The sequence below is a fragment of the Aquiflexum sp. TKW24L genome (assembly GCF_023502205.1).
GTDB lineage: Bacteria > Bacteroidota > Bacteroidia > Cytophagales > Cyclobacteriaceae > Cognataquiflexum.
In genome coordinates, this window is the sequence record NZ_JAMFLG010000064.1 from 1 (window position 1) to 13,544 (window position 13,544).

The window sequence follows — 13,544 nt, forward strand, 5'->3', positions numbered from 1 at the left end:
TCTCTTCAAGGTAGTGTAAGACCGTTGTCTTAGGGTAATTAAATATTGATTTTGATTTTCTCCCTTGCGGGCTGCAAAGATAAGTCAAAATTTTATTCTTCCAATAACTGATTTATAAAATTTTTGATCTTCTGAGGGAATGTTGCGGGTTCTTTCAGAAAGCTTTTGATTGAATTGAATCAGGCTGCCCGCGTTTGGGATTGCAAAAGTGCTAATCTTTTTTTCAAATACAAAAGCCATGATGAAAATAAATCCGATATCGTCCAAACCCTACTGAGAATCAGGGGGAAAAAATTTCTGACAGTTATCCAATATCAATATTTGAATGTAGGCAACCTCTTTTTTTGGCTTTTATCCCAAAGTTGATTCACAAAAGAATAGCGTAATGAAACCTCATGTGCTCCCCCTGAATTGCGCCAACCTAATTGTGAAAGGGTAAAATCATAGCTGTAACCCAAGTCAATCCCGCTTTGAAGAGAAAAGCCTATCAAAGCTATCAGAGCCTCATTATTTGGCAATCCCATTCTTGTAGGAAAACCACGATACCATAATCCAAGAATTATAGGGTCTACAAACAACTCCATCCCAAAATCCAATTGATCATACAGCCCTTGCCTTTTATAATTAAAGGCCAAAGACAGTGACCTCTCCTGTTGGGTATTGTTGAAATAATCATTGATAGCACCGGGCACCAAATCAAACTTGACCCCACCATGTGCAGAATACCTGATTGGCAAAACGTTTTTATCCAAATCCAAATAAGAAACATTGGGCTGTGTAAGGTGATGACCGGAAAGTCCCAACCAAAACCTAGGATTGTAATAGAACAATCCTGTATGCAAATCCGCAAAACTCCTTTGTCTCGCATCTGGCAAAGCCCCTCCTACACCTGGAAGGATCACTCCTTTGCTGATGTCTAATTGGGTACTTAAGACCACTTCATCAAAACTTGCCGAGCGGGTCGCATAACTTCCCTGAACTCCCATATGCAGAAAACTTGATTGACCAAGCCTTAGTCTGTAGGAATACAGCAATCCAACTTCTGTATTTTGGAGATTGGCAAGGCTTTCCCTACTGCCATTCACAATAAATCCTATCCCGCTATTTTTGCTTTCTATAAAATGATCTGCATAGGCTGAGAAAGCTACAAACGATTGATCAAGGGCCGGCCATTGATTTCTAAAATTAAATCCTACCCGGGTGATTTCAGAACTCCCCGCAAAAGCCGGATTGAGAAACAGGGGAGCTGCATAGAACTGGGAAAATTGGGTGTCCTGAGCATTAGAAATACCAATTGTAAAGAAAAAGAGAATTAGTAGAAACCCTTTTCCCATCATCTTATCAATAAAAATCTACCACTTTCTTCTACCGTTTCTCCATCTGTAGAAACCATTTTGACCCTGTAAACATAACTGCCACCGGGCATCAATTCCCCATTTACTTTCCCATCCCATCCTTCAGTATCCAAGTCATTTGTCCTGAAAAGCATATTTCCCCAAAGGTTGAATACAAGTATTTCCATCTGAGTTATTCCCCTGAGTTTGGGTCTGAAAAATCGGTTTTCTGCCAAGGTGGGTGTAAATCCGGTAGGAAACATTACCCTGAAACTTTTGGTGATTGAAATTTCCTTTGACATTGTAGCAACACAACCCAAATTGTCGGTAACAGTCAATACAACTTCAAACACTCCCTTTGTCCCAAATATATGACCGGGATTTTGCTCGTTAGAATTTGTTCCATCACCAAAATTCCAGGACCATTCGATCACTTCCTCCGGCGAAAGGTCTGTAAACTGAATCGGATCGTCAGGAAAAATCCCTCCCTCTTCATCACCTTTAACTCCCGTCCCTTCTACTTCGAAGTCAAAATTTGCCTTCAATAGCTCCTCTACGATGATCACCTCAAAAGGCACAGGTTCGGACCAGCAGGTCAAATCTCTATGCTTTACCCTTATCAAATAATCTCCCGATAGGGCGATTTGGGCCATTTGCTCATTTAGCAATAATTCTCCCGAAGGTGTCTCCAACTGGTATTCATAAAGCGAATCATCATGGCCTGAAATGAATTCCCGGATATCAAGCGTCATGCCCGGCTCGCATCCAACGACCGGATTGGTAATCACCAATGACGGAAATGGAGGATTGATCAAAGTAAAGACAGAGGATTCGGTGGGGCAACTTTTAGAGTTATAGGCAATAACTTTATATGAACCGGGGAGCATAGCGCTGATTTGAGGAAGGTCAGAGTTTGGAATCAAAATATCATCTCTGTACCATTCAAACTTGACATACACTTCCTCGCCGACAGCCTTTAATATAACCGGATCCCCTGCACAAAGTCTTACTTCATTTGTATTCTCTTCCACCCCTTCAGCAACAATGCTGACAGGTTCGGGGGATTCTTTGATCAAAAGCTTGATATAATTCCCTGAGGATGTTTTTCCATAATTATCAGTGATGGTATAATACACCTGAACAGTCTGGTCTGTGAACCCAATATTTGGGAAAAAAGTAAATTCTCCTCCAGTATCTGAAGCTCGGAATGTTCCCTGCGGCAAAACCAAAACCCGGTTTTCCGGTCGGCATCTTGCCTGAGTGCAGATGTCTCCCTCCTCAGCCTGAATGTCCTCGAGTGAGCCATAAAACTGCAAACACCTGATACTTGAATTTTCATTGGGGAGGGTAGCCTCCTCAGCAGTTATTTCATAGGTGTTTGCTTGACCTTCACAAGATGCTTTGTCATCAATATTGGTTCCCTCCGGATTTACAAGGCCGTCCTCATTGGATACTTCTACTATCAGGTTTCTGATTTCGTGAATGTTGTTTTGTCCACCTGTAGAAGCTGTAAATCCGATTTTAAGGTTTTTGGGAGCTGGGAAATTGTATGGCCTATCAAAAATGGTGACCATCCTAGGATTATTTGCTGCGGTGGAAACGAGCATTTTCACCGTCAAAAAATATCCATCCCCAAAAGGATCCGGCTGCAAATCCAAAAATACTTTCCGGTATCCAGGAAGGTTTGGGTTCGTAATCCGATTGGTACCTGGACCTCCTGAACTTATGGGAAACTGATCCGAAACCCGAAGACCATCATTTCCTGTTTCCATGGTCTTACGTCCTACGACAAAAGGATATCCGGAAAGGCCATTCCCAGGACCCCTGATTACTATTGAATTGGGAACCAAAGAGGCTCCGGTTCCAAAAAATCCTCCGTTCTTTCCTTCTTGGGTTGTACCGAAATTGCCATACTGGTCAAATCCAATACCAAGGTATGCTCTTGACAAACCTGATTGGCTTCCTCTTTGGGCATAACCCAATGACCCTCCAAAACCTCCCGGGAAAAAATTGGGCGTCTCTGCATCAAACAAAAATGCTACAATTCCATCCGCACCATTTCCGCCATAAATAAAGTATTCAAATTCGGCTTTGATGCCATAGGTAGATGAAAATGGTATGTCAATGTAGATATATCCGTTTTGTTCATTGACGGCGTCTGTAAGTCGAAGTGCGCCATCCACGATTCGGGCACTTCCACCAAATACCGTGGCGGATTGGGTATTGTTGTTGGTAAATTGCTCACAATAAGGAAACCCAACCTGCGCCCTGATTTCAGTTGTAAAGGATAGAACAAATAACAAGGCAGCAAAAAAATGTAATACGCTTGGGCTTAATGGGTCTGGATTTTTCAACTTTTCGTGAAATCTAAAGGAATTTCATTAATGGATTTGTAAAATACAGATTCCTTTAAAAAATAAAAAGGCTTCCCTGATGGAAGCCTTAAATTAAATTTTTATCTTAGAATCGTTTGCTTTCGATCAGGGCCTACTGATACCAGCTTGATCGGAACACCGAGTTCTTTTTCAAGCAAGTCCACATAGTTTCTCAATTCTTTTGGAAACTTCTCGTATTCATTGACCTCTGCCAAGGATGTAAACCATCCCGGAACTGTCAAGTAGACGGGTTTGACCTCGTCATTGTTCAGTTCATAAGTCAATCTATCGACTTTGGAACCATCAGCTAGCTCATAATGGGTACAGATTTTTATTTCTTCAAAGATATTGAGCACATCGGCTTTCATCATAAACAGTTGTGTCACCCCATTGATCATGATGGAATATTTCAACGCAGGCAAATCGATCCAACCGCATCGTCTTGGGCGACCTGTTGTAGATCCAAATTCATTGCCCTCTTTTCTCATTGCCTCGCCTGTTGCATCATGGAGTTCGGTGGGAAAGGGTCCGCTTCCTACCCTTGTGCAATAGGCTTTGAAGATCCCAAATACCTCCCCGATTTTGGATGGTGACACACCTAGTCCTGTACATGCCCCTGCTACCATGGTACTGCTAGAGGTGACAAATGGATAGCTTCCAAAATCAATGTCCAGCAAAGAACCCTGTGCTCCTTCTGCCAGTACTTTTTTGCCGGAGGCAAGGTAGTCATTGACTTCGTATTCACTGTCGACAAGGTTGAGTGTTCTGAAAAATGCTACTGCATCAAAAAATATTTTTTCCAATTCAGTCAATTGGCTGATATCAAATTCATAAAAAGAAAGAATGGTTTTATGCTTTTCGACAAGGGTAGCATACTTGTCGTCAAAATCTGCCGCTAAAATATCACCAACCCGTAGGGCAACTCTTCCGACTTTGTCCTGATACGTCGGCCCGATTCCTTTCAATGTAGAACCGATTTTCTTGTCGCCCTTAGATTTTTCATAAGCTGCATCCAGAAGCTTATGGGTAGGAATGATGATGGTAGCCTTTTTGGAAATAAAGAGGTTCTTCTTAAATGCAATATTGAATTTATGGAGTCCTTCAATCTCCTTTCTTAACACTACAGGATCCAAGACCACCCCATTTCCGATGATGTTAAGAATATTTTCTCTAAAAATTCCTGATGGTATTTGATGTAACACATGTTTGATTCCATCAAATTCCAAGGTATGACCGGCATTGGGACCGCCCTGAAACCTGGCGACCACATCATATTGCGGAGCCAATACATCTACCACCTTGCCTTTACCCTCATCTCCCCATTGCAGGCCTAAAAGAACATCCATTTTCATTTTAATCTTTGTGTGTAATATTAATAACTCAATTTGGCCGTGAAGTTTGTCATATCCACAAAAATTACCAAATAACTCAATCCTTTTTCTGTAACTATTCCAAAATTCTGTTTTAGGAGATGGCCGATTTTGCTTCAGCTATAGTTGGGAAAACAGTAAAAATATTATTGAGTTTGGTAATGATAAGCAGTTTTTGGACATGCTCTGAAGGAGATGTTAGGTAAACTTCACCCCCTGCATTTCTCATTTTGGTAAGCATGGTGATCAATAATCCAATGCCACTGGAACTGATGTATCTTACTTCGCTCAGGTCTACCACAAAGTATTTGATCTTTTCATTAACTGCATCAGAAACCATTTCCACCAACTTGGGCCCGACCTCGTCTCCGATCAAATCACCTGTCACATATAGAAAATGGGCTTTACCCTCTTTCTCAATCCTATAATTTAATTTCATATTATCGCTCTATTTTCGCAGTTTTCTTTTAGGCAAGTTCCGTACAAGATCAGGGAATGGTGAAGGACTTTGAAATTTAAAATTTCGCTGACCGTGTTTTGGATGTTTTGTATCCTAGGATCGCAAAACTCTAGCACTTTGTTGCATTCGATGCAAATCAAGTGGTCGTGCTGCTTGTAACCATAGGATTTTTCGAATTGGGCGATGTTTTTTCCAAACTGATGCTTGGTCACCAGATCGCATTCTTCCAACAAGTCTAAGGTATTGTAGACGGTGGCTCGGCTCACCCGGTAGTTTTTGTTTTTCATGCTGATGTAGAGTGATTCTACATCAAAGTGGCCGCCCCGTCCATAGATTTCTTCCAAAATGGCATATCTCTCGGGTGTCTTTCTAAGCTTTTTATTTTCCAGGTAGGCTGTAAATATTTTCTTTACCTCTTCGAAAAGGGTCTGATTTAAGGCCATGAATTTTAGGTTTTTGCAAATATAACTTATCTTATTTAGAAAAGATTCGAATAAGCAAGATAGAAATCAGTTGTTGATCTAAAAATCCTTGAAGTTGGATGTGGTGAAAATTTCAATTCATCGCCATTGACGAAAACTATTAGGAATGTATCGGACGGATTTAATTACAGAAGACTTGCTTGAAAATATTCAAAAAATGCAATTTCGATTTCTATAGGAATAATGATACGTTTTCTAGGAAATTGATCAAAAGTTAACGAATGGTGGGGGAGGGTATAACGGAAGGTGGGGGGAAGGTGGGAGGAAGGTGGGGGGAGACTGGGGGTAAAATGGCTGTTTTTAGAGATTTTTATTGCACTATTTTTGAGAAAATTAAACTTTATTGAGATAAGTGAAATTTAAATATTCCCAGAAATGGATCTGATTTTTACAAAATAGGGTGGTAAGAAAATGTTTTGAAGTGAAAGATTTTGTCTAGAATATTAAACCGAGATGAAAAGGTTGAAACCAAAGGAAATAAGCACAAAAGAAACAGTGATAACGGAGTTTTAACTCCGGTAGATTCAAACTTTCCTTTGCACCTTAACAACCACAGATCAAAAAGATGGACACAAATGATTGTGATTTAAACCACAAAAAAAGAGAACAAAAATTGGGGTGAAAATAAGTCGATCAAAGTTTGGGTTGGGAAAGTTTTTCGGATTTCTGTCTTAGCCTAAAAAGTTTTGAGGTTAAAGATTTTGCCTAGGATATTAAACCAAAGATGAAAACAAGAGAATAACCACAAAAGAACAAAGGAAACAAAGTTTTCACTTGGGTAGATTCAAATTTTTCTATTGCTTTTCGGCTGACTGTCTACGCTTTTTTTCTTTTTCAATTTCTCTTTTTTGTTTATCGACAAATTTTTTGCCGTAGATTTTTTCCAATTCATCCCAAGATACAAGTGGGATATGCTGGTCGTCTGATGGGATAAACAGGTTGCGGATATCACGGTCAAGTTCTCGGTCTGTGATGTTTGACATTTTTTTGGGGTCTAATATTGGCAATACGTTTAAATTCAGTTTAGAGAATGGCCTCTTTACAGATCGCGTGAAATCATATTGAAATCCTCAATCAAACCTTGTCACTTTGAGGATGCCTTCAACTTTGGTGAGGTTGGACATGAGCTTTTCTAGGTGCTGGGTGCTGTGGACATAAAGCTTGATCGAGCCTTCAAAAATCCCGCTGTCGGAATCTACAGTAATGGAGCGCATGTTGACTTTCAGTTCATTGGAGATTACCCTGGTGACATCATTGATCAGCCCTACCCTATCTGTACCTACGATCCTCAATCCTGCTAAAAACGCAATCTGCTGCTGGCTGGTCCAACGTGCTTTAATCACGCGGTTGCCATGGTTGGAGAGCAATTCCAAAGCATTGGGGCAGGAAGTTCTATGAATTTTGATGCCCTCATTGATGGTCACAAAACCGAAAACATCATCCCCGGGAATGGGATTGCAGCATTTGGCAAGGATATAGTCCACCAAATCCATGTCCTCGCCGATCAGCAACTGGTCATGGTCAGGACCCTTTAGGTTTTTAATTTCTTTGGTAAAGGAGCTTTCATCTTTTACTTTTTCGAAGGAGGCTTTGGTTTTTTGCTTTTTCTGATCTTTGAAGTCCTTAAAGCTTTTGATCGAAGTCGCATCGATGATCCCTTTGCCCACTTTATAGTAAAATTCATTGGGCGTTTTGGTCTCAAAATATGCTCTCAACTGCTCTACAACTTCTGAATTGAAATCCATTTTCATCTGCCGTAGTTTCCTTTGGACGATTTCTTTCCCATCCATGATGGTGGATTTCTTTTCCTCCCTGAGTGCGTCTTTGATTTTGGCCTTTGCCCTGGAAGTGACTACGGAATTGAGCCAGTCTTCTGTAGGTTTTTGTTTGTTAGAAGTGAGGATTTCTACCTGATCGCCATTTTTGAGTTTATGGTTAATTGAAACCAATTTTTGGTTGACCTTGGCCCCAATACATTTTGCTCCTACTTCGGAATGGATCTCAAAGGCAAAATCCAAAGCTGTGGCACCATTGGGCAGGACTTTTAATTCCCCTTTTGGTGTAAATACAAAAACTTCGTCATGGAAAAGATTGCCCCTAAAGTCATCCATAAACTCGATGGCCGAACCGTCATTCGATTCCAATAAGGACCGGACTTGGGTAATCCATTCGTCTAGGCCAGTTCCTTTATTTTGTGCGCTATCTTTTTCTTTGTATTTCCAGTGGGCTGCATAGCCTCTTTCCGCGATGTCATCCATCCTGACAGTACGGATCTGAACTTCCACCCATTGACCTGTCTGACTCATTACCGTGGTATGGAGTGATTCGTAGCCATTGGCTCTTGGAGTACTGATCCAATCCCTAAGCCTGTCAGGATTTGGTCTGTAAAAATCCGTCACAACGGAATAGACCTGCCAACAGTCGGCTTTTTCATTTTCGAGCTCGCTGTCGATGGTGATCCTTACAGCAAAAAGGTCATATACTTCCTCAAAAGGTATATTCTGCAATTTCATTTTATTGTAAATCGAAAAAACGGATTTCGGCCTTCCTTTGATGGTAAATCTAAAGCTCTGTGAAAGCAACTCCTCTTCTATCGGTCCAATAAAATTTTTGATGAATTTATTCCTTGAGAGCCTGGTTTCGTTGATTTTGTTGACTATAAAGAGGTAAGTCTCCGAATCTGTGAATTTCAGGTAGAGGTCTTCCAACTCCGATTTGATGGCATAAAGGCCCAAGCGGTGGGCAAGCGGTGCATAGAGATACATGGTTTCGGAGGCGATCTTCAACTGCTTGTGCCTAGGCATGCTGTCAAGCGTCCGCATGTTATTTAGCCGATCTGCCAATTTGATAAGGATCACACGGACGTCATCGGATAGCGTGAGGAGCATTTTCCTGAAATTCTCCGCTTGCTGAGAAGAGCCATATTCAAAAACACCGGAGATTTTGGTCAATCCATCTATGATCTGGGTGACTTTTGAACCAAATTCCCTTTCGATATCTTCCAGTTCCCAATCAGTATCTTCTACCACATCATGTAGCAAAGCCGATACAATACTAGTGGTCCCCAATCCTATCTCTTCAACACATATCAAAGCAACCTCCAAAGGATGGTAGATATAAGGTTCGCCGGATTTCCTGCGCATTTCCCTATGGGCATCATTGGAGACATTAAAAGCCTTCTTAATGATCTTTGCATCCCCCGGTTTGAGTACCGGTTTGGCCATTTTCAAAAGCTTTTTATATCTTTTTAAGATTTCCTTTCTTTCCTCTGCCAGGTCTATTTCTATCATATTATCGAAGCTAAAGCAATTCTTATTTCAAAACAACCCGTTCTTTAAGGTATTTAACAAAATTTGGGATGATTTGTATTCCAATTTTTGCAAGTTTAATTTTCCTTATTACCTTTGCAACCACAAATCGCGGATGTGGCGAAATTGGTAGACGCACTAGACTTAGGATCTAGCGCCGCGAGGCATGGGGGTTCGAGTCCCTCTATCCGCACGCTTCTTAACCCTCAATCAACTTTCCGGATTCGAACCTGAAAAAGGCCTTCGAAAAGAGAAATGGGATTGGGGGTTTTTAAATTCAATTCAAACCAAAATATAGCAAATTGGAAATCTCATTAGACAAGCACGCAGCAAATCAAGCTTCAGTTAAAATTAAATTAAATGAAGCAGATTATCAACCAAAGGTGGATGCGAAACTTAAAGATTATGTCAAAAAAGCCACTATCAAAGGCTTTAGACCAGGAAAAGCACCAATCACCATGGTAAAAAGGATGTATGGTACTTCGTTACTTGTGGACGAAATCAATAGCATACTGACTTCTTCTCTAAATGATTATCTGAAAGCACAGACTTTTAAGATTTTGGGAGATCCACTTCCGGTGATTGAAGAAGCTGCGAATATTGATTGGGATTCACAAAAAGAATTTGAATTCAAATATAAAATTGGTTTTGTGGATGATATCTCAGTCAATATCGAAGGCATAGATGCCGTCGCCTATAAGATGGAGATGGAAGAAAAGGAAGTGGATGATGCCATCCAAAACCTCCGTAGCCAATACGGTAAAATGACCAATCCTGAGGTAAGCCAAGAAAATGATTTCCTTTATGGAGACTTGAAATCTGAAGACGGATCATTTGAGAAAACTTTTTCAATGCCGCTTTCAGCTGTAGATGCGGGTTCTTTGAGCCAATTTATAGGATTGAAAAAAGGAGATGTGGTGACATTTGATCCAAAGACAGCGATCAAGGAAAACCTTGCAGCTTCCATCGGTGTCACCGAAGAAGAAGCTTCAAATCTTTCAGGCAACTATATTTTTACTGTCCAAAACATCAATAGAACGGAATTGGCAGAACTTGACCAAGAGTTTTTTGACAAACTATTTGGAGAAGGTCAGGTAGATTCTGAGGAATCTATGAGAAATAAGGTAAAGGAAATCCTTTCCGAAAATTACAACAAAGAGCTGAGGGTTTTTGGAGAGGAAAAAATCAAAGAAACACTTGTTGCCAAAGCCAACATCGATTTGCCGGAAGATTTCTTGAAAGAGTGGTTGCTTAGGGCAAACGAAGGAAAAGTAACTACCGAGCAGGTAGAGCAGGAATATCCAATCTACGCGAAGCAGCTAACCTGGACATTGATTTCAAACAAAATTGCAAAAGACAACGACATTCAGGCAGAGCATGCAGATGTCATCGAAAAAACCAAAGAAATGATCCGTCAGCAGTTTGCTTCATCAGGCATCGGGTCTTCAATGGAATCTAGCATGGACATGTTTGTCGACAATTACCTGAAAGGCAATGAAGGTCAAAACTATATGCAGATGCTGACTTCGGTACAGAATGAGAAAGTCCTTGATTTCGTGAGAGAAAAAGGAAATCTGAAAGAAGAAGTCATCAAAATTGACAAATTCAAGGAGTTGTTAGAAAACTAATTTTTGGATAAAAGCGTTATCAAAAAGTCCTTCTTTAAGGGCTTTTTTTATTTTTGTACAAGACTAAAACAGAGATTATGATAAACAAAGACGAATTCAGAAAGTATGCTGTTCACAGCAGGGGCATCAGCGGTAACGCTTTTGACCAATACAACACTTTTGTAGAAAGCATGACTAGGTCAGTTATCGAGGAAAGACCTACCAATTTCCGTGAGATTGACGTATTTTCAAGATTGATCATGGACAGGATTATCTTTTTGGGTACGCAGGTCGATGATTTTATTGCAAATATCATCACTGCCCAATTGCTGTTCTTGGAATCTACTGATCCTAAAAAAGACGTATTGCTTTACGTCAATAGCCCGGGGGGTTCTGTGACTGCAGGACTTGGCATTTATGACACCATGCAGTATATCAATCCGGACGTGGCGACTATCTGTACAGGAATTGCAGCTTCAATGGGAGCAGTATTGCTTGCAGGTGGTGCCAAAGACAAGCGGTCAGCATTGCAACATTCCAGGGTGATGATTCATCAGCCATCCGGAGGCATGCAGGGTCAGTCCAAGGACATGGAGATTTCTTTGAAGTTGATCCTTTCCATGAAGCAAGAATTGTATCAGATCTTAGCTGACCATTCCGGAAAATCTTTTGAGGAAATAGAAAAAGATTCTGACAGAGATTATTGGATGAAAGCACCAGAAGCCAAGGAATATGGCTTAATTGATGAAGTATTGATCAAAAAAACTAAATAATGGCACAAATTACCTGTTCATTTTGCGGAAGAAACAAGAAAGACGTAGATCTAATGGTCTCCGGGATTTCGGCGCACATCTGCAATTTCTGTATTGACCAGGCCTACCAGATTCTTGGCGAGGAAGACAAAAATAAAAAACCCGGCAAGAATGTCAAGGTCAAACTCAAGAAACCAAAAGAGCTTACTGAATTTCTCAACCAATATGTGATCGGTCAATATGAAGCCAAAAAAGTACTGACTGTAGCAGTATACAACCACTTCAAAAGGTTACTTCAAAAAGGTGAGGAAAATGACGATATCAGGATCGAAAAATCCAATATAATCATGGTGGGTGATACTGGAACAGGCAAAACCTATTTGGCCAAAACATTGGCTAAGGTCTTGGAAGTGCCCTTTTGTATTGCAGATGCCACTGTTCTTACAGAGGCAGGTTATGTGGGTGAAGATGTGGAAAGTATCTTGACGAGGTTGCTTCAGGCAGCTGACTACAATGTCGAATCGGCCGAAAAAGGTATCGTCTATATAGACGAAATCGACAAAATCGCCAGAAAATCAGATAACCCATCGATCACAAGAGATGTAAGTGGTGAAGGTGTACAACAAGCCTTGTTGAAGTTATTGGAAGGAACAGTAGTCAATGTGCCGCCACAAGGTGGAAGAAAACATCCTGACCAGAAAATGATTGCCGTCAATACTGAAAACATCCTTTTCATCTGTGGTGGGGCTTTTGACGGTATTGGAAGGCATATTGCCAAGAGACTGAATACCCAACCCATGGGATTTAATAAATATGTGGAAGACAGACAAGTAGACAGGACCAACCTGCTTCAATATGTCACCGCTCAGGATCTCAAATCTTTTGGTCTCATCCCTGAGTTGATCGGTAGGCTTCCTGTGGTAACCCATTTGGATCCTTTGGATAGAGATACGTTGAAGAGTATCTTGACCGAACCGAAAAACGCATTGACCAAGCAGTACAAAAAACTGATTGAAATGGAAGGTGTGAAGTTGGTTTTTGAGGAAAGCGGTATCGATTATATCGTGGAGAAAGCTGTGGAATATAATCTTGGTGCGAGGGGTTTGCGGTCAATCTGCGAAGCAATCATCACTGATGCGATGTATGAATTGCCTTCAGATGATTCGATCAAGGAATTGGTCATCGATGCCAAATATGCTCAGGAGCAGTTTGACAAGTCGAAGTTCAAAAAATTACAGGTTGCATAATACCTTGATCAGTTTTCAGTGATCAGTTTTAAAAACCGCAGAGGAACCCGAAAGGAACTTCTGCGGTTTTTTTATTTCAATTATTCATCCATCAGGTTTTCAAAATATTCATTTACAAAAGTCTTCTGGCCATGATGGAAAATATTAGTCACATTAAAGTTTATAATAATCCCTTTTGGGGCTTTTAGCAGTTTCATATAGGCCAATGTTTGGGCATGAAACAAAGGAATAACTTCTTGGACAGCTTTTATTTCAAGTACTAATGACTCCTCAATATAGAAATCAAAGGTAAGGTCTAAGTCCACGAACTCCCCTTTATAGTCAAAAGGCATTTTAACTTGTTCTCTAAATTTTATCCCTCTTAGTGTTAACTCCCTGGCTAGACATTTTTGATATACTTTTTCAAGCAATCCGGGTCCCAAAATCCTATGAACTTCAATTGCAGCCCCAATTACATTGTAGCTTAACTTATCAAGTTGTTTTTTGGTCATATCCATTTGGGCTGGGGTTAAATCAAATTTGAACAATTTCATAATTTGTAAAATTCACAACAAAAAACATAGTGAGTGGAAAAATTATTACCATATAGCCCATATAGAACACATAGTT

Annotated in this window: 11 protein-coding genes and 1 tRNA gene; 4 read left to right on the top strand and 8 right to left on the bottom strand. The window is 40.4% G+C overall.

All coding sequences use genetic code 11. From position 1 onward, the window contains the following. Positions 1–314 precede the first annotated feature (314 nt). From M3O96_RS21395 to M3O96_RS21425, 7 genes are all read right to left on the bottom strand, one after another. The gene (locus M3O96_RS21395) at positions 315–1,337 is read right to left on the bottom strand and encodes a PorP/SprF family type IX secretion system membrane protein (RefSeq protein ID WP_502798928.1); all 1,023 of its coding nucleotides are present in this window, start codon (positions 1,335–1,337) and stop codon (positions 315–317) included. Continuing rightward, positions 1,334–3,688 carry a PKD domain-containing protein gene (locus M3O96_RS21400; RefSeq protein WP_249724929.1) on the bottom strand — a complete coding sequence of 785 codons (2,355 nt, stop codon included), beginning with the start codon at positions 3,686–3,688 and terminating at the stop codon, positions 1,334–1,336. Before M3O96_RS21400 ends, M3O96_RS21395 begins: the two co-directional genes overlap by 4 nt. 101 nt (positions 3,689–3,789) lie before the next feature. Then, a complete protein-coding gene (locus M3O96_RS21405; RefSeq protein ID WP_249724932.1) occupies positions 3,790–5,061 on the bottom strand; it encodes an adenylosuccinate synthase in 1,272 nt (423 codons plus the stop codon). 112 nt (positions 5,062–5,173) lie between these two features. Next, the gene (locus M3O96_RS21410; protein WP_249724935.1) at positions 5,174–5,518 is read right to left on the bottom strand and encodes an STAS domain-containing protein; all 345 of its coding nucleotides are present in this window, start codon (positions 5,516–5,518) and stop codon (positions 5,174–5,176) included. Continuing rightward, entirely contained in the window at positions 5,515–5,982 is a 468-nt protein-coding gene (locus tag M3O96_RS21415; protein ID WP_113926313.1) for a Fur family transcriptional regulator, read from the bottom strand. Before M3O96_RS21415 ends, M3O96_RS21410 begins: the two co-directional genes overlap by 4 nt. An 833-nt stretch (positions 5,983–6,815) precedes the next feature. After that, positions 6,816–7,004 carry a hypothetical protein gene (locus M3O96_RS21420; protein ID WP_249724939.1) on the bottom strand — a complete coding sequence of 63 codons (189 nt, stop codon included), beginning with the start codon at positions 7,002–7,004 and terminating at the stop codon, positions 6,816–6,818. Between the two features lie 87 nt (positions 7,005–7,091). Continuing rightward, entirely contained in the window at positions 7,092–9,311 is a 2,220-nt protein-coding gene (locus M3O96_RS21425) for a RelA/SpoT family protein (RefSeq protein ID WP_249724941.1), read from the bottom strand. Between the two features lie 129 nt (positions 9,312–9,440). Here M3O96_RS21425 and M3O96_RS21430 point away from each other — a divergent pair. From M3O96_RS21430 to clpX, 4 genes are all read left to right on the top strand, one after another. Then, positions 9,441–9,522, top strand: a tRNA-Leu gene (locus tag M3O96_RS21430). 109 nt (positions 9,523–9,631) lie between these two features. After that, on the top strand, positions 9,632–10,957 hold the full coding sequence (tig, locus tag M3O96_RS21435; protein WP_249724955.1) for a trigger factor: 1,326 nt from the start codon (positions 9,632–9,634) through the stop codon (positions 10,955–10,957). Positions 10,958–11,034: 77 nt separating this feature from the next. After that, positions 11,035–11,709: a ClpP family protease gene (locus M3O96_RS21440; RefSeq protein WP_283774065.1), complete on the top strand. Its 675-nt coding sequence runs from the start codon at positions 11,035–11,037 to the stop codon at positions 11,707–11,709. After that, entirely contained in the window at positions 11,709–12,935 is a 1,227-nt protein-coding gene (clpX, locus tag M3O96_RS21445) for an ATP-dependent Clp protease ATP-binding subunit ClpX (protein ID WP_249724967.1), read from the top strand. The genes M3O96_RS21440 and clpX overlap by 1 nt, the downstream gene beginning before the upstream one ends. 80 nt (positions 12,936–13,015) lie before the next feature. Here clpX and M3O96_RS21450 read toward each other — a convergent pair whose 3' ends face one another. After that, the gene (locus M3O96_RS21450; protein ID WP_249724970.1) at positions 13,016–13,468 is read right to left on the bottom strand and encodes a GxxExxY protein; all 453 of its coding nucleotides are present in this window, start codon (positions 13,466–13,468) and stop codon (positions 13,016–13,018) included. Between the last annotated feature and the right edge of the window lie 76 nt (positions 13,469–13,544).

What these genes read in the sequence shown, in the direction of transcription:
- M3O96_RS21405 (WP_249724932.1), bottom strand. Translation starts at nt 5,061, where the DNA reads ATGAAAATGGATGTTCTTTTAGGCCTGCAATGGGGAGATGAGGGTAAA.
- M3O96_RS21415 (WP_113926313.1), bottom strand. Translation starts at nt 5,982, where the DNA reads ATGGCCTTAAATCAGACCCTTTTCGAAGAGGTAAAGAAAATATTTACA.
- M3O96_RS21440 (WP_283774065.1), top strand. Translation starts at nt 11,035, where the DNA reads ATGATAAACAAAGACGAATTCAGAAAGTATGCTGTTCACAGCAGGGGC.
- M3O96_RS21425 (WP_249724941.1), bottom strand. Translation starts at nt 9,311, where the DNA reads ATGATAGAAATAGACCTGGCAGAGGAAAGAAAGGAAATCTTAAAAAGA.
- clpX (WP_249724967.1), top strand. Translation starts at nt 11,709, where the DNA reads ATGGCACAAATTACCTGTTCATTTTGCGGAAGAAACAAGAAAGACGTA.
- M3O96_RS21420 (WP_249724939.1), bottom strand. Translation starts at nt 7,004, where the DNA reads ATGTCAAACATCACAGACCGAGAACTTGACCGTGATATCCGCAACCTG.
- M3O96_RS21450 (WP_249724970.1), bottom strand. Translation starts at nt 13,468, where the DNA reads ATGAAATTGTTCAAATTTGATTTAACCCCAGCCCAAATGGATATGACC.
- M3O96_RS21395 (WP_502798928.1), bottom strand. Translation starts at nt 1,337, where the DNA reads ATGATGGGAAAAGGGTTTCTACTAATTCTCTTTTTCTTTACAATTGGT.
- M3O96_RS21410 (WP_249724935.1), bottom strand. Translation starts at nt 5,518, where the DNA reads ATGAAATTAAATTATAGGATTGAGAAAGAGGGTAAAGCCCATTTTCTA.